22 protein-coding genes and 1 riboswitch are annotated in these 22,800 nt (G+C 46.7%); of the genes, 10 read left to right on the forward strand and 12 right to left on the reverse strand.

Going from position 1 to position 22,800, the window contains the following annotated elements; all coding sequences use genetic code 11:
- Nucleotides 1-101: 101 nt before the first annotated feature.
- From UNITIG_RS21760 to UNITIG_RS21775, 4 genes are all read left to right on the forward strand, one after another.
- Nucleotides 102-803, forward strand: a complete 702-nt coding sequence (locus UNITIG_RS21760; RefSeq protein WP_101760439.1) for an ATP-binding cassette domain-containing protein — start codon at nt 102-104, stop codon at nt 801-803.
- Nucleotides 793-2,316 carry an ABC transporter permease gene (locus UNITIG_RS21765; RefSeq protein ID WP_101760440.1) on the forward strand — a complete coding sequence of 508 codons (1,524 nt, stop codon included), beginning with the start codon at nt 793-795 and terminating at the stop codon, nt 2,314-2,316. Before UNITIG_RS21760 ends, UNITIG_RS21765 begins: the two co-directional genes overlap by 11 nt.
- A 102-nt stretch (nt 2,317-2,418) precedes the next feature.
- Nucleotides 2,419-3,783 carry a glutathione-disulfide reductase gene (gene gorA / locus UNITIG_RS21770; RefSeq protein WP_101760441.1) on the forward strand — a complete coding sequence of 455 codons (1,365 nt, stop codon included), beginning with the start codon at nt 2,419-2,421 and terminating at the stop codon, nt 3,781-3,783.
- A gap of 154 nt (nt 3,784-3,937) precedes the next feature.
- Nucleotides 3,938-4,438, forward strand: a complete 501-nt coding sequence (locus UNITIG_RS21775; RefSeq protein ID WP_101760442.1) for a MarR family winged helix-turn-helix transcriptional regulator — start codon at nt 3,938-3,940, stop codon at nt 4,436-4,438.
- Here the strand turns inward: UNITIG_RS21775 and UNITIG_RS21780 are convergent, their stop codons facing one another.
- Nucleotides 4,439-5,434: a GlxA family transcriptional regulator gene (locus UNITIG_RS21780; protein WP_145999261.1), complete on the reverse strand. Its 996-nt coding sequence runs from the start codon at nt 5,432-5,434 to the stop codon at nt 4,439-4,441. It lies immediately after the preceding gene.
- Nucleotides 5,435-5,648: 214 nt separating this feature from the next.
- Here UNITIG_RS21780 and UNITIG_RS21785 point away from each other — a divergent pair, with 214 nt between their 5' ends.
- The 3 genes from UNITIG_RS21785 (at nt 5,649) to UNITIG_RS21795 (ending at nt 6,990) form a co-directional block, all read left to right on the forward strand.
- Nucleotides 5,649-5,831, forward strand: coding sequence for a hypothetical protein (locus UNITIG_RS21785; RefSeq protein WP_101760444.1), 183 nt, complete (start codon nt 5,649-5,651; stop codon nt 5,829-5,831).
- Complete coding sequence (locus UNITIG_RS21790) at nt 5,831-6,208, forward strand: transglutaminase-like cysteine peptidase (protein ID WP_101760445.1); 378 nt, start codon at nt 5,831-5,833, stop codon at nt 6,206-6,208. Before UNITIG_RS21785 ends, UNITIG_RS21790 begins: the two co-directional genes overlap by 1 nt.
- Nucleotides 6,209-6,372: 164 nt before the next feature.
- Entirely contained in the window at nt 6,373-6,990 is a 618-nt protein-coding gene (locus UNITIG_RS21795; RefSeq protein ID WP_101760446.1) for a PEP-CTERM sorting domain-containing protein, read from the forward strand.
- Between the two features lie 292 nt (nt 6,991-7,282).
- On the opposite strand, the gene mnmH is transcribed toward UNITIG_RS21795, so the two are convergent.
- Both mnmH and UNITIG_RS21805 read right to left on the reverse strand, forming a co-directional pair.
- Entirely contained in the window at nt 7,283-8,380 is a 1,098-nt protein-coding gene (gene mnmH / locus UNITIG_RS21800; RefSeq protein ID WP_101760447.1) for a tRNA 2-selenouridine(34) synthase MnmH, read from the reverse strand.
- A 196-nt stretch (nt 8,381-8,576) separates the two neighbouring features.
- Nucleotides 8,577-8,945, reverse strand: coding sequence for a nuclear transport factor 2 family protein (locus UNITIG_RS21805; RefSeq protein WP_101760448.1), 369 nt, complete (start codon nt 8,943-8,945; stop codon nt 8,577-8,579).
- Nucleotides 8,946-9,167: 222 nt separating this feature from the next.
- On the opposite strand from UNITIG_RS21805, the gene UNITIG_RS21810 reads away from it, so the two are divergent.
- On the forward strand, nt 9,168-11,036 hold the full coding sequence (locus UNITIG_RS21810) for a radical SAM protein (protein ID WP_159931257.1): 1,869 nt from the start codon (nt 9,168-9,170) through the stop codon (nt 11,034-11,036).
- 231 nt (nt 11,037-11,267) lie between these two features.
- Here the strand turns inward: UNITIG_RS21810 and UNITIG_RS21815 are convergent, their stop codons facing one another.
- Together UNITIG_RS21815 and UNITIG_RS21820 are read right to left on the reverse strand one after the other, a co-directional pair.
- Nucleotides 11,268-13,457 (reverse strand): PQQ-dependent dehydrogenase, methanol/ethanol family, encoded by a 2,190-nt coding sequence (locus UNITIG_RS21815; protein ID WP_235015570.1) that lies wholly within the window; start codon nt 13,455-13,457, stop codon nt 11,268-11,270.
- Nucleotides 13,458-13,615: 158 nt separating this feature from the next.
- Entirely contained in the window at nt 13,616-14,206 is a 591-nt protein-coding gene (locus UNITIG_RS21820; RefSeq protein ID WP_369809253.1) for a lysophospholipid acyltransferase family protein, read from the reverse strand.
- A gap of 167 nt (nt 14,207-14,373) precedes the next feature.
- On the opposite strand from UNITIG_RS21820, the gene UNITIG_RS21825 reads away from it, so the two are divergent.
- The gene (locus tag UNITIG_RS21825) at nt 14,374-15,252 is read left to right on the forward strand and encodes a bifunctional transcriptional activator/DNA repair enzyme AdaA (protein ID WP_101760450.1); all 879 of its coding nucleotides are present in this window, start codon (nt 14,374-14,376) and stop codon (nt 15,250-15,252) included.
- Here UNITIG_RS21825 and UNITIG_RS21830 read toward each other — a convergent pair.
- A complete protein-coding gene (locus UNITIG_RS21830) occupies nt 15,249-15,746 on the reverse strand; it encodes a hypothetical protein (RefSeq protein ID WP_101760451.1) in 498 nt (165 codons plus the stop codon). The genes UNITIG_RS21825 and UNITIG_RS21830 overlap by 4 nt on opposite strands.
- 98 nt (nt 15,747-15,844) lie before the next feature.
- Nucleotides 15,845-15,928: riboswitch (cyclic di-GMP riboswitch) on the reverse strand.
- Between the two features lie 176 nt (nt 15,929-16,104).
- On the reverse strand, nt 16,105-16,677 hold the full coding sequence (locus UNITIG_RS21835; protein WP_101760452.1) for a nitroreductase family protein: 573 nt from the start codon (nt 16,675-16,677) through the stop codon (nt 16,105-16,107).
- A gap of 282 nt (nt 16,678-16,959) precedes the next feature.
- Here UNITIG_RS21835 and UNITIG_RS21840 point away from each other — a divergent pair, with 282 nt between their 5' ends.
- Nucleotides 16,960-18,213 carry an HD-GYP domain-containing protein gene (locus UNITIG_RS21840; RefSeq protein WP_101760453.1) on the forward strand — a complete coding sequence of 418 codons (1,254 nt, stop codon included), beginning with the start codon at nt 16,960-16,962 and terminating at the stop codon, nt 18,211-18,213.
- 71 nt (nt 18,214-18,284) lie between these two features.
- Here the strand turns inward: UNITIG_RS21840 and UNITIG_RS21845 are convergent, their stop codons facing one another.
- From UNITIG_RS21845 to UNITIG_RS21865, 5 genes are all read right to left on the reverse strand, one after another.
- Nucleotides 18,285-18,581, reverse strand: coding sequence for a muconolactone Delta-isomerase family protein (locus UNITIG_RS21845; RefSeq protein ID WP_101760454.1), 297 nt, complete (start codon nt 18,579-18,581; stop codon nt 18,285-18,287).
- Nucleotides 18,582-18,584: 3 nt separating this feature from the next.
- On the reverse strand, nt 18,585-20,738 hold the full coding sequence (locus UNITIG_RS21850; RefSeq protein ID WP_101760455.1) for a PQQ-dependent dehydrogenase, methanol/ethanol family: 2,154 nt from the start codon (nt 20,736-20,738) through the stop codon (nt 18,585-18,587).
- A 60-nt stretch (nt 20,739-20,798) separates the two neighbouring features.
- Nucleotides 20,799-21,596, reverse strand: coding sequence for an FkbM family methyltransferase (locus tag UNITIG_RS21855; protein ID WP_101760456.1), 798 nt, complete (start codon nt 21,594-21,596; stop codon nt 20,799-20,801).
- Nucleotides 21,597-21,608: 12 nt separating this feature from the next.
- On the reverse strand, nt 21,609-22,223 hold the full coding sequence (locus UNITIG_RS21860; RefSeq protein WP_101760457.1) for an SRPBCC family protein: 615 nt from the start codon (nt 22,221-22,223) through the stop codon (nt 21,609-21,611).
- A gap of 117 nt (nt 22,224-22,340) precedes the next feature.
- A complete protein-coding gene (locus UNITIG_RS21865; RefSeq protein WP_101760458.1) occupies nt 22,341-22,745 on the reverse strand; it encodes a PilZ domain-containing protein in 405 nt (134 codons plus the stop codon).
- Between the last annotated feature and the right edge of the window lie 55 nt (nt 22,746-22,800).

Consider the following 22,800-nt stretch of genomic DNA (forward strand, 5'->3'; position numbering starts at 1 on the left):
TACTTGCAGCCTTCCCTCGCAGTGCTTTTGTTCCCGCCAGTAATAGCGACTACCAAGGCATTGCTGATACCGCCCGTGACATCGGACTATTAAAATAATCCATGCCCGCTACTACTGCTACTGCAAACACCAAGCCGATAGCAGATTGGCAACAAGTACAGATCGGCTATGGCGAGCACACGGTTTTAGAGGCACTGGATTTTCAATGGCTACCAGGCCAGCGCATTGCTTTGCTGGGTAAAAGTGGTGCCGGCAAATCCAGTTTTTTAAAACAGCTTTATCAACAGCTCAGCAGTCAGCCTGCAGCGCAGAAGATTGGCTGGATTCCACAACAATTAGGCTTGGTCGATAAACTGTCGAGTTTCCATAATGTTTATATCGGCCAACTCGATCAACACTCAGTAGTTCGCAACTTACTTAATTTGTTATGGCCACAGCGCCAACCAAAAAAAGTCATTGCGGATTTATTAGAGCGATTCGAATTAGATCACACGCTGTTTACTCCGGTGGCACAATTGTCAGGTGGCCAACAACAACGCATTGCCATCGCCCGCGCGCTTTACGCCGGTCCGGATATTATTCTGGCCGACGAGCCGGTTGCCAATCTCGATGGACCAATGGCCAACACTGTCATCAACCAGCTAATACAACATAGCCACAGCAGTATTATCGCGCTGCACGATACCGAACTCGCACTGGCGTTTGCAACGCGCATCATTGGCATTAAAGATGGCCATATAGTTCTCGACCAAGCCACTGACACTCTCAGCGCAGCACAGCTGGATCAACTCTATGAGGGTTAGAGCACACACCGCTAACTCCTCAACCCACCACTATAGTGCCCCCGCCGGCTTGCGCAGCTTTGCCATACTGTTAATCAGCGGACTGTTTTGTTTAGCGTTGGCAGATATTGAAATCACCCACCGTAGCCCCATGCTGGAACTTAACCGCATGTTGAGCGGCCTACTTTCTCCGCAACTACTGCCGTGGCCTGAATTATTTGATGCACTTTTTCAAACCTTAAGTTACGCCGTGCTGGCGGTTAGCAGCGCCGCTGTCTGCGGCTTTCTGCTCAGTTTTTTATATCAACGCACCATCATCCGAATAAGCTGCACATTCATTCGCTCAGTGCATGAATTATTTTGGGGCTTAGTCTTTATTCAACTTTTTGGCATTCATCCACTCACTGGTTTTTTAGCGATTGCCATTCCTTACAGCGGTATCTTTGCCAAAGTGTTTGCCGAAATACGCGAAGAGCATCAAAGCCTCTGCCAGCTGCCGCCCCATAGCGATAGTGTCAGTCGATTTTTTTATGGCCACTGGCCACAATTAGTGCCGCACTTCGCCAGTTACATCCGCTATCGAATGGAGTGCGGTCTGCGCTCCAGTACGATTCTCGGTTTTATCGGCTTACCCACGCTGGGCTTTCATTTGGAAACCGCTTTTATGCAAGGCATGTACAGTCAAACCGCAGGCCTATTACTACTATTCTACGGCCTGATCGCCACTCTGCCGTTCTGGCTCCGTTTTAAAGCATTACCTTTTTATTGTCTGCTAGCCCTGTGGTATTTATGGCCACAACACGCCATGTACGGTGCATCTTTAGCGGTTTTTTTTGCTGACATCACCCCGGCCCCGTTTACCAATGGCGCTAACACATCGCCAACATTGCTACCCTGGCTCACTGCGATCACTACCCAAGAGCTACTACCGGGCGTAATCAACACACTGGTACTAAGTCAAGTTGCTTTATTATTTACTGCCTTGTTAGCCATGGTTTTATTCCCGTTGGTCAGCCAGCGTTTTTTTGCCCTACCTATACGACTAACGGGCCACGGCCTACTCATTTTTTTACGGTCGACGCCGGAGCTGATCATTGCCTTCGCGCTATTAATACTACTGGGGCCGTCAATGTTACCCGCCATTATTGCGCTAGCAATTCACAACGGTGCCATAATCGCCAATCTAGTGGGTCGGCAAACTGATCAAATTCAACTACGACTGGATGCCAGCAAAGGTTTCCATCGCTATAGCTTTGAAATATTACCCAGAATCTACGGCCCTTTCCTCGCGCTGCTCTGCTATCGCTGGGAAGTTATCTTAAGAGAATCAGCCATCCTCGGTATTTTGGGTATTCACACGCTGGGGTTTTTTATCGACAGCGCTTTTGAACGGTTTGCGTTAGATGTCGCCCTGCTATTAATTATCGTCAGCGCCCTATTAAATATTTGCGTCGATCAAGGTTCACGATTGCTACGGCATCGCCTGCATTTACCGGATAATCTACAATCGCAAACCACTTATGCCGCCAAATAGAGAATGGCTATGGAACTCATAGCCACAAATAGTTTCATATCAGCGACTAAACCCAGTAGCATCGCACTGGTTATCAAAGCACAAAACTAACAGGAGCATACCGTGAACAACAACCAATACGACTACGACCTATTTGTTATCGGCGCCGGTTCCGGCGGCGTTCGCGCCAGTCGCATGGCCGCGGCTTTTGGAGCAAAAGTCGCCGTCGCGGAAGATCGCTATATGGGCGGCACCTGTGTCAACGTCGGCTGTGTTCCTAAAAAACTTTATGTATACGCCTCACAGTTCTCAAATGCGTTTAAAGATGCTCGCGGTTTTGGCTGGGACAGCAATACTCCACAGTTTGAATGGGCAACCTTGCGGGATAATAAAATTACCGAAATCTCACGCTTGAACAGTGTTTATGATTCCATGCTGGGTAATGCCGGGGTTGAAGTCATTAACGGCCGCGCCCGCTTTATCGACAATCACACGGTAGACGTTAACGGCAAGCAATTTACTGCCGAACGTATTTTATTAGCGACTGGCACCTGGCCTTTTATTCCAAATTTTCCTGGCAGTGAATATGCGATTAGCTCGAATGAAATATTCGATTTAAAAACTTTTCCTAAGCGATTGTTAGTCGTCGGCGGCGGTTATATCGCCGTAGAATTTGCCGGTATCTTTAACGGCTTAGGCGCCCAAACTACGCAACTGTATCGCGGGCCATTATTCCTGCGCGGTTTTGATGAAGACATTAGACACTTTGCCGCCAAAGAAATCGCCGCCTCTGGTGTAGATTTGCGTTTCAATAGCAATATCGCTGCTATCGAAAAACTGGCTGATGACAGTTTACGCGCCATACTTGAAGACGGCAGCAGCATTGATTGCGATGCCATCCTTTATGCCACTGGCCGCAAACCGCATATTCAGGATGTCGGTTTTGATCGCGTCAATGTGGCACTCAATGACGACGGCACCATCAAAGTCAACGACGAGTTTCAAACCAGTGAAGCCAGTATTTATGCATTGGGCGATATCACCGGAGGCATGGAACTCACGCCGGTAGCACTGGCCGAAGGCATGGCGCTGGCAAAAACGTTATACAACAACGAGCCGACGCAGGTCGATTACGACACCATTGCAACTGCCGTTTTTTGCCAACCAAATATCGGGACCTGTGGCTTAAGCGAACAGCAGGCGACAGAAAAATATACTGATATCGCAGTGTACGAATCCAACTTTCGGGCAATGAAACACACGATTGGCGGCCGCTCTGAACGCACCTATATGAAATTAATTGTCGACAAAAAAACTGATCGGGTCGTCGGTATTCATATGGTCGGAGAAGATGCCGGCGAAATTATTCAGGGCATGGCGATAGCAATGAAAGCGGGCGCCACCAAAGCCATTTTCGATAGCACTATCGGCATTCATCCTACCGCTGCAGAAGAATTTGTCACCATGCGCACCGCACGAGCTTCCTAAGCCCGACAGAAAAATGCGGCACTATTACCCGTTTTGCTCAATCACAGCTGATTAATCTTTAGTTAAGATAGCGTTGAAATTAATAATAACAACGCTATCAGACTTGCCTCCTCGATCAAGGTCGGTAGCAAAAACTCAGAAGGGACCTTGGGTTATGGAAATGTCGATCAGAAAAGCGGATTTAACTCCCGAACATGCCACCGAACAACAAACCTATCATCTCACAGGAGATCAGCAATGCTATATAGAGCTCTGGCAACAATTAATGCTGTGCTCAAAAAAACTGGAACAGGAAATCAGCAACCGTTTTCGCAAACAATTCAAACAAAGCCTGATTCGTTACGAGCTGCTATCTCAACTCGATGAAGGCAAGTGGCTAGCTATTGGCAAAGTCGCGCAGCAATTAATTTCTTCCAACGGTAACATCACCAAATTAGTAGACCGTATGTATTCAGAAGAATTATTAATTCGTCGCCGCAATCAACACGATAAGCGTATTATTGAAATTGGCCTTTCAGAAAAAGGGCAACAATTACTAATAGAAATGAACCGCGCGCATGGCGAATGGACCCAATCATTATTATCTTCCAGGGTCGCTGATAAAGAAGCCAGACAGTTACTGGAACTTTGGCAGCGCGCCAATCAGGCCGGCTAATTAATCTGCAGTGGCGGTATTAAAGCGCCGCCGATAATCACGCGGCGATAACTGGCAATGCCTTTTAAACAAACGCCTAAAAGCGCTTTCATCACTGTATCCACAGCGCACTACTATTTCACCGAATTTAAGCTGGGTAGTTTCCAGTAAAGTTTTGCATTTTTCGACCCGCAGTTTTTGCGTAAAAGATTGCGGTGATTCGCCCAGGTTTTTTTGAAAACGTCGGATTAAGGTGCGCGGGCTAACCGCGGCAAAATCAGCGACCTGTTCAATACTAAATTCCTGATTTAAATTTGCTCTGATCCAACCTTCAGCCTTGGCCACCACTTTGTCATCATTTTCAATCAGCGACAAAATCGCATAGGGTGCCTGCGAGCGCCGCTGATTATCAACCATCATGTACTTGGCCGCCAAGCGCGCAAAATGTTTGCCGCCAAAGCGCTCGATCACTGCCAGGCAGACATCCTGATACGAGGTGGTGGCAGCACCGCAGACAATATTCTCCGCCACTGTACAAATGGCATCGGGATCAAAGCGCACCTCGGGATAACGTTCGACAAAATATTTAGCCAGCCACCAGGCCGTGGTTGCCGGCTGGCCATCCAACAAGCCCGCTTCAGCTAACAGAAAACTGCCACTGCAACTGGTCGCAATTAAATTCTGATCTGGGCCGTGTTGTCGCAGCCAAGGTAGAATAACCTGCCAACGCGGTATTGCAGCCTCTAGCTCAGAGCGCGTAGCGATAGTAAACGCCGAAATATACACGATATCGCTGCTGGAGATATCCGCCACGGAGCCATCAACTGCCACTTGGTAGCCATTTGAGCACACCATCGGCAGGCCGTCTAATGACACAACGCGCAATTTGAACAACGGCTCCGGGCTGTCATTAATCCGTTCGGCAATACGATTGGCAATGGCAAATAAATCTACTACGCCCATCACCGACGTTCCACTGGTGTGTGGCAATGCCAGTACTGTGATTTGATGTGACACCTTCAATCCTCTCTCGTTTAAATCCAAACCCGGTATAAACCCACCTGTATAGCAACACCAAGGTCGTATACGACAAAATTAAAGCCAGTTACGCCAAGCCGCCAGAGGCACACTTATTATGTCTTATTTAACTTTATAAATGTCATTTACGCCACTGCAATGCCACTTTTTATTTTTGTAGGCTAAGCCTCACCATTAATAGAGGAGCATGGAAATGACCAAAGTAACCCGCCGACAGCTAACCCACCTATTAACCGGCGGGCTGATTTTGGCCAGCCTACCTGCCTTAACCGCTTGCCAGGGCTTTACCCCGCAGCCGTTTATTACCGGCCGCACCATCACTCCACCCCAGGGCTGCACGGAACTGTTAGCACGTGATCAACGAGGTGATTGCTAATGGCCAACAAAGACCCAGAATTGCTCAATAACTTAAAGCAGATTTTCTACCTGGTTAAAAACCACTTCCAACAAACCCCGGATCAACAGGAACACTGGCAAATGCCGCCGGCAAATTACACCGGGCAACAGCGAATAGCAGATGACTGCGATGGCTTTTGTCTCGCCTGCCGCACACTGCTGCGGCAACGAAATATTCCTAATCGACTGGTGTACTGCGAGATAGATGGTGGTGGCCATTTAGTGGTGGAGGTTAACGGCTGGATTTTGGACAACCGGCAAAAAACGGTAGTCCCTAATACACTGCTCACGGAGTATCGCTGGTTGCGTATTTCCGGGTTTGAAGCCCGCGATTCCTGGAGAGAAATATTGCTATAAATGTAATTTGTGATTATTAATGTCGGAATAATTTACATTTTATTAATGAGCAATTCATGCTAGTAAAATAAAACCTATAAAAAACGAGGACATACAATAATGGCGCTAATTTTGCTTACTATTCCAACAATAAGTAACACCTAAAACATAAACAGGATAGCAACATGGACGCCCTAGCAAGAATTCTCATTTTACTACCAGCCACCATACTCTCATTGCAGCTTCAAGCGGGCATGATTACCCTTGATCAGTGGAACAGCACCGAGCTACAAGCCTCTGGTGATGCTATCAATATGTCCTGGACAGATGGCGGTCACACACTGAGCATCCAATGGCTTAACGGTGCCAGCCCTGATCTGGTTAGCCCGGGAGGTGTTGATAAAATTGGTTTTAATTATGATGGCACACTCACGTTTGCTGCTGGAACCGCAGGCTGGGGCGTTGCTCCCGGCGGTTCTAACATTGCTGATTTCGGTACTTTTAATGTTCGTTATAGAGAACCCGGTTCCAGCGACGGCCTGATCGCTGCGATTGAGTTAACCTTTGTTGAACAACTTTTTGATGCCAACTTCTTTACCAATAGTGATGGTAATACCGCCGTCGCCCACGTTCGCTATGATAACGATTGTTCCGGGTTTGTAGGTGATGGCGGACCAGCAACCGCTGCGGGCTCAAACGCCAGTTGCGGCGGCCCTATAACAGTCCCTGAGCCTAGTTCTTTAGCCTTGCTAGCATTAGGGCTAATCTCTTTGGCTTATTCTAGAAAAGTATTCAATAGTTAAACTGGTGCTGTGCACAATAAAACGCCTCTATTGAGGCGTTTTATTTGCTTGCTATTAAGTCACTCGAACTTACCTATTACAATAAACCCTATCGAAAATATCACTATCCATAAGACTTTAGTGCATTAGATAGGCTCGCATTGCAATTCCTGAGACAGCTTACATGATCATTATTCTTTAATGCTCGATAGTCCTTCATATTTTAACCTCTGCCAATACTCTATTGATGACATCATTTCGATCAGAAAAAGCTCAACATGCACACAGAAACGCCTACTCTAAAGCCAAACAATCACCGCGCCACACACCACTCCAACACCTGCTGATAATCTCCAGTATAAACCACACGTTGTTGTTTTTTACTGAGCTGATATTCATACATGGGGTCGTAATACTCGACCAACAACGTGCGAATCCACGCTTCGTGGGCTGTGACATCACCCGATACTTGTTGCTGGTCTATGGCCGCACTCATCACGGCGGACAATTGTTGGTAGCGCTCGGAACCCAAACGTTTTTTAATGCGAAATAAACTGGCTAATAAATATTGTCGATAATGTTCAAAACCATCATCCGCCGCTGCCGCCTGATGTTCCGCTAGCATATCAATCACATACTCCTGCAGGATATGCTGCACTCTAAATTCAACCGGCATATCAACTACAACAATTGAGGCATGCTCCATCGCCAGCCAAAGATTGTGAGGTAAACTGGTTGGGCCCACCATGCGGCTTTCATCTTCAAAAAACCAATGCGAAAAATCTTCTTGCCGCTGCCGCTTTTTCAATAATTCTATTGCCAGACAATTTTCAAACGTCGCCTGTGCGGGAGGCTCCTGTACCCGCCGTCCAAAGCTGGAGCCGCGATGATGAGCGAGGCCTTCCAGATCGATGCCGTATTCCAGCGCATTGATTAATGGCGTTTTGGCAGAGCCTGTTTTACCGCCGACAATAATCATGGGGGTGTGCGCTGCCCGGTCAATCTCGTCCAGCAGCACATGCCGCAACGCTTTATAGCCGCCAGCAATCAAGGGGACATTAATTCCCGCCTCGGCCATCCACTGCCGGGATAAATTAGAGCGCATACCGCCGCGCCAACAATACACATGGACATCGGCATGGCTGTTGGCAAACTGGCACCAACGCGTAATGCGCTCCGCTTTGGTTTCACCGCTAACCAGCTGGTGACCTAATTTAATTGCCTGATCTTGCCCTTGCTGCTTATAACAGGTACCGACCTGGTGACGCTCATCATCACGCAATATCGGCTCATTGAATGATGTGGGGAACGCACCTTTGGCAAACTCCAACTCGGCGCGCACATCGAGAAACGGCGTGTCATTTAAAAACAACTGACGAAAGTATTCGCGGTCCGACTCTACTGTGCTCATTTAATGGCTTCTTGTGGCGTTAGTTGAACGCATCTGGCAGCGAAATAACACTGCTCTGCGTTACTCATGGTTATTGTTATCTGCTTGGCACCCATGCTAAAGGCGCCTATTATCTGCGCTATTCACGCAAATGTGAATGCTGCAAAAACAACAAAGCCCGGCTCAACCGGCTTTGAGAAAACACGCACTAATAAACTTATAATGGTTCTGCGTTGCTCTCACCCCAAAAAGCGCGCATGCCACACACGTCACCCTCATCATTAAACTTAAACACGTCGATAATATTAACCCGCACACCGGCTGATTTATTCAGCACATAAAAAGGAAATGCCGCCTCATTGGCGGAAATTCGAACCTGACCAGTCAATACCGGGTCCAACTCAAACTCCACCACCCCTTTGTAAAACGCACGCACAGCGTCCTTACCGACATGTGGCTCACTACCTACTGGATCCTCTACCACGGCATCATCGGAATAAAGCGCCATAACAGCCTCCAAATCCTGATCGGCTAATGCTTTTAAATAGGCGGCTGGCGCTGCTGCCATTTTATCTTGCTTACTCATGTTGACTCCTTGGTTAGACGCTACCGAGAGCGATCGACTGATTAACGATTATAGTGATTCGAACAGGGATAAAAGTTACTATTTATTTACTTTAGCCCACTGCCTAAGTTGATTAGAATCATTGCCGCTGCGATTACGACAATCACAACAATGCCCACAACTCATCCGCAGCCATAACCACGAAATAGTATTATGACGCAACGCCCAGTATGGCTCTTCAGTATGGACTCCGACCAATTTTGGGCGGCACCCGCCACCACCGGCGGACTCAAATCCTATTACCGACAATACGGTCAACGCTGGCAGCAAACCCGGATTGAACTGGTGCACTTTCGCAATGACGAGTCTATTGCACAATGGCAGCAACAGTGGTTGCAACAAGGCCTGGCCATTGCTCAACAGGCTATCGCTCTAGGTCAACAGCCGGTCGCTGGCTTTAGTTTTTATACCTGGAATGCTGCTGAATTTTTAGCGCTGATTCGGTTTTTAAAACAAAGCTGCCCCGAACTACTAATCATCGCTGGCGGCCCCCATGTGCAACAAGCCGAAGATTACCTGTTCGATGACCCCATTGACCTCATCTCTTTGGGTGAAGGCGAAGCCAGCTTTCAGGAATTACTCGATTGTGATGGCCGCGAGCAATGGCACCTCATTGCCGGTCTAGCGTATTTGGATAAGGATGGCCAGCTACATAAAACCAGTAAACGCGAAAGGACCATTTCATTGGATGAACTACCCTCAGCCCTGGACGTCATGCCACTGACAGACGCACAGGGGGAACCGCTTTACGAATCCTACTCCTACGAAACCAGTCGCGGCTGCCCATTTAAATGTGCTTTTTGTGAATGGGGCACCGGTGCGATCGGCGGCAAGATGTATCAATTTTCTATGGCCCGAATTCGCAAGGACTGGGAACTAATTATCGGCGCCGGGGTAAAAGATATCTGGTTAGCGGATTCCAATTTTGGCGCACTAAAAGAAGACCAGGCGAAAGCAGAATTAATTTGTGAACTAAAAGAAAAAACCGGCCTACCCTCAAGCTTCGCGACTAGCTGGTCAAAAAAACACAGCCCGCGCGTGCAGGAAATCGCACTACTGCTAAATCGTAATGGCCTGCTACCCCACTACCAACTAGCGCTGCAAACGCTGACACCTAAAGCGCTGGAATTAAGTAACCGCAAAAACATGGCCTCCAATAAATACGAGCCCATCGCCAAAGAGATGGCCAAAGCTGGCGTGCCGATTGCCGCCGAGTTAATCTGGGGCTTACCGGGAGATAACCTCAAGGACTACGAGCGCAATCTGGATAGTCTGTTAGCAACCTTTCCCAACATCAATATTTTTGGCTACACCTTATTACCCGGCACCGAATTCTACGAAAAACGCGCAGAGTATCAAATAGATGCCATCCCGGTTGCCGGCTACGGTAAGGCCAAAGGTGAATACGTGGTTGGCTGCCACACCTTTGATCGCAACGAAGGTATCGAAGGGTATTTTCTGATAAGCGCCCATATTATTTTAAATCACGGCCATGTTATGCCGCTGACCGTTCGCTATCTCGCTCTGGAAGGCAGCGTGCCAGTATCACCATTATTGCGCAGTATTTTACGCGCCTTAATCAAAGGCTTTGAAGATCAGTTAGTTGATTTTGATTTAAGCGACCGCATGGAAGTTTACGAACATCGCGCACCATTATATTTGGCGATGCTGCGACAACCCGCGCACTGCTTTAGTATTATCGAAGCCACGATTTTTGATTGGCTATCCAGCCACCAGGCTTCGGCACCACTTATCGACGCAGTGAGTAAAACGCTGCAACTTGATCACGCTTTCTGCCCCCGTTACGGCGCCAGACAGTTTTATGATATTGAAGTGGATTTTGACGGCAAAGCCATTTCTCAAACACTGAATGAAATGGACCTCCCTAATAAAAAAATGTTCTCGCAGCCACGGCATACGCTCAATATAACCAGTCCGGGTGGCGTAGGCGATTTTATGAAAGACCCTGACGGTGGCAGCTGGGTGAAAGGGGAATTTGTTGAAGAACAGGCAATTAAACTCGATGAAGTGGTGCCGGTACAAATACCATGATGCTGCACTTTTAAATCGACGCAGATAAGGCGATTACGACACCTAGAATACTCAATCCAATAATAATTAGTATACTAATCGCTGCCACTTTACCGCTATCCAAAGAAAATTTTTTCATTATTACCTCCTTAGCTAACAGTTTTTTGACTGGAGCTGACGATTATAGATACAGGGAGATCACCTCCTACTCTTTTATTTAGTGCCAGCTTATCAATTAATTATGCCAATCGACTAGAGCTGCTGAAAACTTAACCACGCCAGTATCGATGCCACGATGTCATAAAACCAGCGCTTGATCGCCAGCCACCATTCTGGCTGCTGACTTAGTTCCCAGTCTTCATTGGCTTGATCCAGGGTATAAGCTTGCAGCGCGTGAAAATCCTGTTCATCAAGCACGTCACTAAATCCAACCATACCCATTTTACTCATGGCGCCGTCCATTACGATCTGGCGGAAGTTATCGTAGAATACCGTGGGCAAGCGGCGCAAATCTGGAACCTGGCCGTTGCTGACCATTTCCTGACCATGACAAATACCACAGTAAGTCCAGTACAGCTCGGCACCCCGGTTCAGAATTTCTTTATCATCAGTAATGCGGGCAGGCGGCTGCACTCTTGGTGCCGGCTCCGGTAATGGCGGCAATTGATGCTGACCACTAATTTTAAAACCCAATATGCGCCCTTTCGCTGGTTGCCGACCTTGCTCAACACCACCCGCCAAGCCCAAAGCGCCCCCCCAACCTGCAGGAATCGCTACATATTGTTCGCCATCGACACTGTAAGTCACTGGCGAACCGATAGTGCCCACCTGGGTATCAAAGCTCCACAATTCTTTGCCATTGTTTACATCCATCGCGATAAAACGTTTATCGCCAGTACCTTGAAATAATAAATCACCCGCAGTCGCCAATAGGCCACTATTCCATGGCTGTGGCCGTGGAATTTTCCACTGCGCTTTTTGGCTCACGGGATCCCAGGCAATGACTTCACCCGCAACAATTTTTGGCACAATCGCTTGTGCCAATAAATCATTATTTAACAAGCCCTGGTCAAGATTAGAACCGGTATTAAAATGCCCCCATTGATGCACATACTCTTCTACTTCTTCATACTTGAACATGCCAGTAATTGCAGGGATATAAATCAAACCGGTATTGGGGTGATAAGTCATTGGCTGCCAGTTATGGGCACCCACTGACGAAGGCGTAATATAAACGGGGCCCTGACTATAGTCAGCATTTTCTGTTTCCACAGGACGGCCTGTTTCCATATCATAGTAAGCAGCCCAATTCACTTTAGTATACGGCTCCGCTGACAGTAGTTTGCCGTTACTGCGATCAATGATAAAAAAGAAACCGTTTTTGGGGGCATGCCAAATAACTTTTTTACGTTCACCCTGCCATTGCATAGCCCCTAACATGATGTGCTGGGTGGCGGTGTAGTCCCAGGTTTCTGCGGGAGTTTCCTGATAATGCCAGAGGTAATCACCGTTATCGGGATTTAAAGCGACAATAGAAGATAAAAATAAATTATCGCCACCACCGGGGCTGCGGATTCTTCGATTCCAGGGCGAGCCGTTACCTACACCGATATACAGCTGGTCCAGCTCAGGGTCGTAGACAATCGAATCCCAGACAGTTCCGCCACCGCCGTGTTGCCAAAACTCCCCGCTCCAGGTTTTGGCAGCCATCTCCTGAGTAGCATCACCGGCATTTTCTTCCGACGTTGCTGGCACCGTGTAAAAACGCCAAAGCTGCTCACCGTTATTCACATCATAAGCGGTGACATATCCTCGCGCGCCATACTCTGCACCGCCGTTACCGATAAAGACTTTGCCTTTGGCCGCGCGAGGCGCACCAGTAATACTGTAAGCATGTTTGCTGAGGTCAGCAGTAACGACATCCCATATTTTTTTCCCTGTAGTGGCATCCAGTGCGACCAGGCGCGCATCTAAAGTACCGAAAAACACTTTACCTTCATACAGTGCAACGCCACGATTAACCACACCACAACACGCTTTTTTTGTCCATTCCTTTGGCACTTGCGGATCAAACTTCCAAATCAATTCACCGGTTTTAGCATCCAGCGCATAAACCATACTCCAGCTGCCACTTACGTACATAATACCGTCAACAATTAATGGGGTAGCTTCCAGGCCACGACCATAATCGGTATCAAAACTCCAAGCCAAACCTAGCTGCTCAATATTCGTGGTATTAATCTGATTCAACTCACTGAAGCGTTGCTCCAGATAGTCCTTACCGTAACTTAACCAATTATTATCACTCTGATTAGCAATACTCTCGGTAGTAACAACCTGAGTACTTTGTTGAATAGTTTGCTCTGCCGGTATCGCCTGCACAATCAAACTGACGAATAACAATGCCAGCGAAATAAAACGACAAAATAAATGAGTAGTCACAAACAGCCTCTATATAGGTAAAATCATTGATCGGTATACTAGTGATATCAATGTCTGCAAACAATGACCAAAAGTTACCACTTTAATGACAAATAGGGTAACCGGGAGAGAAAAAATATCGACCTAAAAAAGTCCCCAAGCATAGAATTAGACTACCACTAAAAATTTTCAGGATTGATACCCTGAAAATTTTGGTAGAAAGACTGAATATCTTGCATATCCTGTTCAACATTACCGGTGGGAACAAAGGCAGGACCGAAGCCAACTTTTTTATTTGCGGCATCGATAAACCCTAACACTATAGGCAGCTCGCTATTCAATGCAATATGATAAAAACCCGTGCGCCAACGCTCAACTTTACTTCGCGTCCCTTCTGGCGGCACAATAACAATTAAATTATCAACACTCTGAAAATAATTTACCATCTGTTCAACAACATTATTTTTTTTACTGCGATCAATGGGAATCCCACCCAACCAAATCATTAGACGTTTGAATGGCTGCATAAAAATATCATCTTTGCCCATCCAATGTGCGTCCAGACGAAGACTAAAACACACTAATAGCAGTAAAGCGAAGTCCCAGTTACTAGTATGAGGGGCCGCAGCCAGTACATATTTAGGCTGGCTAGGTTTATCACCACTAACCCGCCATCCGATTAATTTTAAAATAACAATAGAGACACCCGAAAGATTGTGCTGATTACCGGGGTGAGAAACATCGTTGTTTTTAGTTCTGTAATATTCGATGCCATAATAAAATCAGTGCAGCTGATATTTTTGTTGTATCAAAATTATAACAGTGTTTGAGCTATCGTCACCCTCATTTTGCTATTTCTCTGGTTCCTGACTGCCTAAGCAAAAAAATAGCAATTATCGGGTGGTCATTTTTTGTTTCAGGGATTACTGTATCCGGAATGAAATCCCTACAGCACAACAAGCTAGAAACGCAGCAACGCCACTATCAACTGGTGGCCAATGCCTTGCGCTTTATCGACCAGCACCAGGGCGAACAGCCAGAACTAGCCGCTATTGCCAAGCACTGTGCGATTAGCGAATACCACTTCCAACGAGTCTTTACAGAATGGGCCGGCGTCAGTCCAAAACAGTTCTTGCAATATCTCACCCGGGAACAGGCCCGGAGTAGATTACTGGATGGTGCCAGTCTATTGAAAGCAGCTGGCGATAGCGGCCTGTCCTCGAGCAGCCGCCTGCACGATCTTTTTGTTAGCCTGGATGCCGTAACGCCGGGCGAAATAAAAAACGGTGGCAATGGCATAACATTTATCTACGGAGTACATCCCAGCCCCTTTGGTTTGTGTTTTATCGCACTGACTGAGCGCGGCATTCATCGGCTGGATTTTATTGAACAACCTCAAGACATAGAATATTTGTTAGAGGCGTTACAGCGCCAGTGGCCGTTAGCGATATTAGAAGAAAACCAAGCCAGCTCAGCAATTGTAGTGACACAGGTTTTTTCAAAATCGCCACGACCGTTATCCTCACCGCTGAAACTATGGGTTAATGGTACCCAGTTTCAATTCAAGGTTTGGGAAGCTTTGCTGAGAATTCCATCGGGTGCTGTCGCTAGCTATGCCGAGGTTGCCAAGGCGATCAACCAACCTACTGCGGCCAGAGCGGTCGGCAGTGCTGTCGGAAAAAACCCCATAGCATTACTGATTCCCTGCCACCGGGTGATCCAGGGAATGGGGGAATTAGGTCACTACCGCTGGAACCCTATTCGCAAAAAAGCGATGCTAGGCTGGGAAGCTAGCCTTAAAGTTGACGAGTGTTAATTAATCAAATCGCCCAACATGCTCATGGTTTTGGCTAATAATGAAGGTTCGCCCCGGTATATCTCTTTGTAGTAACTCAGCTCTTGCGCTTCGGGATCAATATCACAATAGATATGAGCATCTAGCCACTCGTGGACTGTGCCAACATCGACATCCAATACAACTTTATAGCTATTACGATCGTAATTATACCGAGTAGACAGTGGTAGAATTTCACTGCGCAACAAACTGTTACCCAATTTAGATTGCGCCTCATAAACACAAGCATCATAAGCATCCATCAACGCAAAAGGTGTTCTGCTAAAGTCACGATGTAAAAAAACGGCGTCAGCACCGGTCACATCTAAATTACGATCACCACTTAAATAATTACTGACTGAAGCGACCAGTACCACGGCTGCCAACAATAGCAAACTGTACAGTAGCGGCTGCTTACTACTTTGATAAAGTTTATTGAAAATTGACGGTGAAGTATTTTCACTACTGATAGCCATCGACTCATAATCTCAAACGTTAAACGTTACGTCGCCGCCAATATAATTGGCTGAGCAGACATTGATCAAGAAGTGTGGTTTATAGTGCTACCACTTCCTTCGGTAACCGTTCGACCCTAAGCTATATCAGCTGGGCACTGGTTTTGCGTCCTCGGGTTGCCCCGAGTTTGCCATTTCGAGAAGCCGTAAGAGACGGGCTTCATATTGCAAGTTGGCATACAATGCCTTAAAACTTCGCTAGTTTCGCCATTTAACGCAATCGGGTCAATAAGTAATAGTACTAAGCGGGCAAGACCGACAAGGCATCGATCCGGTACTTAAATCCCCATACCGCGGTGATCCAAGCATTGCAGCCCCCTCAAGGCCACTCGCTGACAAAGTCCCTAGGGTCTAATTCACGCAATGGTTTATAGTTGCCATCTACACTGCCCAAATATACAAAGCCGACCAATTCCTCTGTTGTTGCAATTCCTAACCCGTCTTTAACGATGTCATCATAAGCATTATCACCGGTCCGCCATACACCTGCATATCCTTGTGCATGCGCCGCCAGCAATAGGCTATGGGCCGCACAACCCGCAGATATCAGCTGCTCTACCGCAGGTACCTTGGGGTGCGCCTTTATGGCCGCGATAACAATAATAATCAGGGGCGCTCGCAACGGTTTCGCAGCCAGTTTAACCATTTCTTCTGCTGACAGTGGCGCCTCCCCCGCAGCCCGCCTTCTAGCCTGAGTAGCTGTTACTAATAACTCTCCTAGCGAGTTACGCGCCTCACCGCGCAGGGTTAAAAAACGCCAGGGTCTAAGCCAGGAGTGGTCTGGTGCACGAAAAGCGGCTTTAAACATCGACGCTAACTCAGCGCCCTCAGGGGCTGGCTCGGTTAACCTTGGTGCTGAATTGCGACCATGTAATAGCGTTAGTGCATCCATATTTTAACTCTCGACAATTTTGCCGTGCATATTAGTGTTTATAGCGTATTGCAACAAGTCGGCAGTGCGTAGTAACTAGAATTTGTTAGTACCAACAGCAACTTAATTTAGAAGAAATCGTAAGTACTATTGCCTATTGCAAGCTGCTTTAAGGTAATTATTCTGGCGTCTAGCAGACCATTAGCTAAACTAAGAAGATTGATTAGCTACCAGCAAGTATAAGATGCAAATATTTTCATTGGCGCTGGGCCAAGCCCTCATAACAAGAGCAGTAACAAACCTGTGAAAAAAACCATTGTCCGGCCCGGCCGCACTATTCAGGAAAACAAAAAAACACCCATTCCAGTATCTGGTTTAAAGGTGGGGATGTATGTTTCCGAATTAGACCGCCCTTGGTTAGAAACGCCTTTTATTTTACAGGGTTTTAAAATTACCAGTTTGGAAGAAATTGAGACTATCGCAGAACATTGCGAATTTGTTTACGTCGAGGGCTATGAAGACACTTGGGCCGCTGCCGAGGAGCGGACTAGTAGTGTAAAAAGCAGCAAAACTAAAGTGAAACCTTACACCACTTCGGCGACTAACAAACAAGAGTTTTCTCGCGCAAGCGCCGCCCACTCTACCGCAACCCAATTAACGCGTTCCTTTATGGACGATGTCAGGCTCGGCCAAGGTATCAATATTAAAGACGTTAAATCCAGCGTCTCGGAATGTGTATCGAGTATCATGCGCAATCCGGATGCCATGATGTGGATGTCCAAAATTCGAAAAAAAGATGAGTACACCTCGGAACACTCCGTCAATGTCGGCTTGCTGGCAATTACCTTTGGTCGCCATTTAGGCGCAAGTGAAGAAGACCTCAACAAACTGGGGCTTGCCGGGATGCTGCATGACGTTGGAAAAATGCGTACGCCTAACGAAGTACTCAACAAAGAGGGCCAGCTAACCAACGAAGAATTCGACATCATGAAGTTTCACGCCCAACATGGTCGAGATATTCTGATTGCCCATAAAGATGTTTACCACGGCGCGGTGGATGTCGCCTACAGCCATCACGAAGCGCTGGACGGCACTGGCTATCCGCGCAAAATCAAAGCTGCAGGGATCACTGACTTTACCCGTATCGTGACACTTTGTGATGTTTACGACGCTATAACCAGCGAACGGGTTTACAAGAAAGGCCGTTCATCGTTGGAAGCACTGAAAATACTGTATCAAAACAAGGGCACTAAATACGATGAAAAACTGGTCGGTGAATTTATTAGCTGTATTGGCTTATATCCGCCCGGCAGTATTGTTGAGCTGCAAAACGGTCAGGTCGGTATTGTTATCAGTACTAACTACCGCAACCGCCACTTACCAAAAGTGTTATTACTGCGCGATGAAAGTAAAATGCCTGTACCTGAGAAGGTCATCAATCTGGAACGGTTTGCCCAATCCAATGAACTGGGCAACATGATTAAAACGGTTATTCCCAATGGCTCCCATGGGATCCGCATCGAGAGCTATATTCAGAAAGGTTTAACGATTGACTAATTTCACAGTCATTTATCGCTAACACTTATCTCTTAAAAATTATTTTAGCAGCCGGTCAAAACACACCCAGTTTACTCAAGGTTTGGGTCAACCATACCGTCAGCAACTGCTGCGACCATATCCGTTACCGGATGATATTGAAAATCAAAATATGGATAAAAAGGAAATTTATTTAAGGTGGTGATTAGCATGTCTTCGCTATCGACGGAAAAAACAATCCAGTACTGGCGATGATCTTGCGTAACGTGAAATTGCTGAATAATACCCTGTGCCATTAATTGCTGGGTATATTCATTTTCCAAACGCCCTTTCGCCAAATATTCCTCTTTAGGTACTGGTCGCAAACTCATCGTCAGCATGAATAACATTATTTATGCTTCCGCCATTAACAGCGCCAATAATTGAGCAAACTTTGTATACACCCAGCTTTGCAACTCAACCCACCAACCAGACTGCTCACGTAATTCTTTTTGCTCGTGAGCGCGCGCAATCAAATAAGCATGGACATATTCGACAGTTTCATCATTTAACACATCATCAAAGCGAGGCATACCCGCTTTTTCCATCATCCCGTGCAGCACAACCTGATTAAAATTCTGATGCCATACCGCCGGCAAATAACGTAAGTCTGGTACCGAACCGTCACTTACTGCATTAACACCATGACAGCGTGCACAGTACTTATTATATAAAGCCATACCTTGCTGTAATTGTTGTTCGCTGACAGGCATTTTTGCTGGCGGCTCTGGTACCGGTTGTGGTTTCGCAATAGCGGGTAACTTTTTTTCACCCCCTAATTTATACGTCACTACGCGACCATTGATATTGGCTACGTCATGCTCAATACCTAAAATCATGCTCAAGCCGCCACCGCGACCGACTAGCACTGACACATATTGTTCGCCATCTACACTATAAGCCACTGGCGCAGCCATGATCCCGTTTTGTACAGGTGCTGACCATAATTGCTCACCATTGACCGCATCATACGCAAAAAACTGACCTTCATTATTGCCCTGAAAAACTAGCTGCCCCGCAGTAGCCAAGGTACCGCCATTACCCAGCGTCGGGTATGGTACTCGCCACGCTTCTTGCTGTTTAATGGGATCCCATGCTAACAAAAAGCCTTTGGGGACATTTTTAATCAATGCTTGATTCAGTAAGTGAGCACCAGGCGGACCCGCCGTGCTGTAACCTACATTCCAGTGTCGCGGACTATAGACAAAATCCTTTTCCGTTTGAAATTCGGTGCCAAAATCCATAGCGGGAATATACATCAACCCGGTCTGCAAACTGTAGGACATGGAATGCCAGTTATGCCCGCCCAAACCTGTGGGAAACACAAGCACTTTCTCACCATCAAGATAACGCGCCTCAATATTTTCGATAGGCCGCCCGGTTTCCATATTATATTCGCTGGCCCAACTCACTTTGACATAAGGTTCAGCAGATAATAATTCGCCTGTTATGCGATCAATAATATAAAAAAATCCAGCCTTGGGAGCTTGCATGATGACCTTGCGCGGCTGACCATGCCAATCAATATCCAACAACACCATTTGCTGAGTCGCAGTGTAATCCCAACTCTCACCATTAACCTGCTGATAGTGCCAAACGTATTCACCCGTATCGGGATTTAACGCAACAATTGATGTTAAAAATAAATTATCGCCGCCGCCCGGGCTGCGAATTTGTTGATTGTGTGGTGCGCCATTACCCACGCCGAGATACAGTAAATTCAATTCGGGATCAAAGGCGATAGAATCCCAAACGGTACCGCCGCCACCCATTTTCCACCATTCGCCTGTCCAGGTTTTTGCTGCCAATGCCATTTGCTCATTTTCAAAACCATCGGCGGGGTTGCCCGGGATAGTATAAAACCGCCAGACTTGCTCACCCGTTTCAGCAGAGTAGGCAGTTACATAACCCCTAACACCGTACTCGGAACCGCCGTTACCTATCACGACTTTACCATTAACGATACGAGGGGCACCGGTAATACTGTAAGGTTTGGCGGGGTCAGTAGTTTGCACTTGCCACTCCAGCAAACCACTGTCGGCATTGATAGCAATCAAGCGGCCATCAAGTGTGCCCATAAATATTTTATCTTGCCAAATCGCAACGCCACGATTAACTACACCGCAACAATATTTAAACGATGTTTCTCTTGGAACATGCGGATCATATTTCCACAGCATTTCACCGCTTTTAGCATCCAGCGCATACACGACATTCCACGCAGCTGAAAAATACATCACCCCATCAGCTACGATTGGGGTTGCTTGCAACCCGGAAGCATCATCAGTTTCAAAAAACCAACCCAAACCCAGCTGATCAACGTTGCTTCGATTTATTTTTTGCAAGGGGCTATAACGCATTTCGCGATAACTGCGACCATGACTTAACCAGTTAGCCGATTCCGCTTCTGCGCTGGCATTATCCAAACGCTGATCAGTGACCGGTACAGCCAATACCAATGAAGACACAAAGGCTAACACCGCAAGTAAATTTATTTTGAGTAACACCACTAAACCTCTATATAAAATTATTGTTAACTAACGAAATGCAGTCATTTAATTAGTCGATCACGCACCCAAAAGAATATTCATAAAGCCCTGATCCTCAGGGATGGCATCCACCATATCGACCCACTCCCGTAACTGCTGCTCTGTACAGGGCACTAGCTGATGCGCTATATGATCGATAATATGAATGGGTAAATGCAAGGTCATCAACATATCCAATAACCGATGCGCACTAGAACCGGATTTGCGTAAACCATAGGGCCAAAACTCAATAATAATACTCAAACCCTGCCCCGATTGACTGAGTATTGGCAGCAAACCAGCAATGACTTTTGACTCTGCACCCTGCGTATCAATTTTTAACAAATCGACAGTTTTGGCTTTTCCTTGCAGGTAATCACTGCCATTCAGCAATTGAATATCGCAGCAATCGCGCTGCTCTCCAGCATCGTAAATTTGGTGATCACCGAAATTGGTTTTATTAAGAAATAATTGTCCTGCTGAATGCTTATCAGCTAGACCAGCATTCACGGCATCCACAAAATCGACGCCATTAGCGCTAATATTTTTTAGTAATAATCGAAAATTATTGGGTTCGGGTTCAAATGCGCCGACATATCCTTGTGGGCCGACTTTATTTGCGGCCAATACCGTGTAGTAGCCAAGATTAGCACCGACATCAATAAAACAATCGCCGGCATTTAAACGCTCCAGTATTAGCTGCGTTTCAAAAGCTTCCCAAATACCCGTGTCAGCAATCGCCTTGGAGACATGCAAATCACCATCGCCATGGACCCAAAGCTCAACTGGCTTATCCAGACCACTAATCTGTAATGGACATTTTCTATCACTGTTCACTACAACGACTCGCTATTTTGACGCAGCTTTAAAATCAGCCTTAGCCTGCTTTAATCTTTCCGGCGTAACTTTTTCACCGGTTTCATAAAATATTTTTTGGCTAATGGTAACGTCACGAATCACACCTTTAAAAATATTCTTTAGCATTAATTTTTCCAGCAAGTCACCAAAAAATCCCATTCCCATGGTATAGCGCATGGTGTTTTTCAATACGGCGGTATTCTCATCAGCACCAGGTAGAATTTGGTAACGAAAAAAAGCGTCTTTAAAGGGCGGCGGCGCCCCCTTTTCACCGCGATGCAACCGTATCAAAAAACCTTGGCCCTCTTCCCATTCAATCACCGTTTCATCAATACCCTTGGTCTCAGTCTGATACACCATTCGGCTGGCACCCACACCCTGTTTTTGCTCAGTAGTGATCTCGGTTTTAACTAAGCCCGGCACATAGTTATGCGCCAGCGATAAATCCTGCAATTTTTTCCAGGCCTCTACCACTGACAGCTTTACCACAACCTCGCTAGATACTTCTTTACTCATGAGACACTCCGAACACACATTATTATTAGCCAACACCAGCACCAACACCAAACCCAGTGCGAATATTGATCGTTTTATTAGGGTAGACATAAAGACTGCTGACCAAACTATTGAACGAACAATTAAGGGATGGAATTATGCCAGCTTAGGCCTGCGAGGGCATTACCGATTGATTACTGATCGTGGCTGGAGAGACTTGCACAGGGATTAGTGCTGACTAAAATCTGCAGCGTACTTTTGAATCCATTCTGCAGCGGCTTCATCACCATCCATCCATCGTCCTTCGCGCTCAAACACCATGTTTTTATAGTGCTCTATCTGACAGACCTGCTGCACCATTCGCGCTTTAAAGGCTTCTTCCTGATCTGTAAATTGCAGACCAATTTCGAAATGCTCACCACATTGGCGGCACCACATGACTTCAGCATTACCATAGTAAGGAGGGGAAACAGAGGGGATTGCTACGTTCACCATGCTGCCAACAGCCACCTGCGTAGCGACTTCGCAAGACAAGCCGCCTTGACTGACTGAAGTCATACTACAACCCGACGAAGCGGCGGTAACCGTCACAGCGATTGGGATATCTGTTGGGTGCCGAACAAAACGCCTCATGGCGATTCCTTTATCCGAACGTAGGCCCCTAAATTACCCCTAAATCACCACAGAT

Source organism: Oceanicoccus sp. KOV_DT_Chl, assembly GCF_900120175.1.
Lineage (GTDB): Bacteria > Pseudomonadota > Gammaproteobacteria > Pseudomonadales > Dasaniaceae > Oceanicoccus.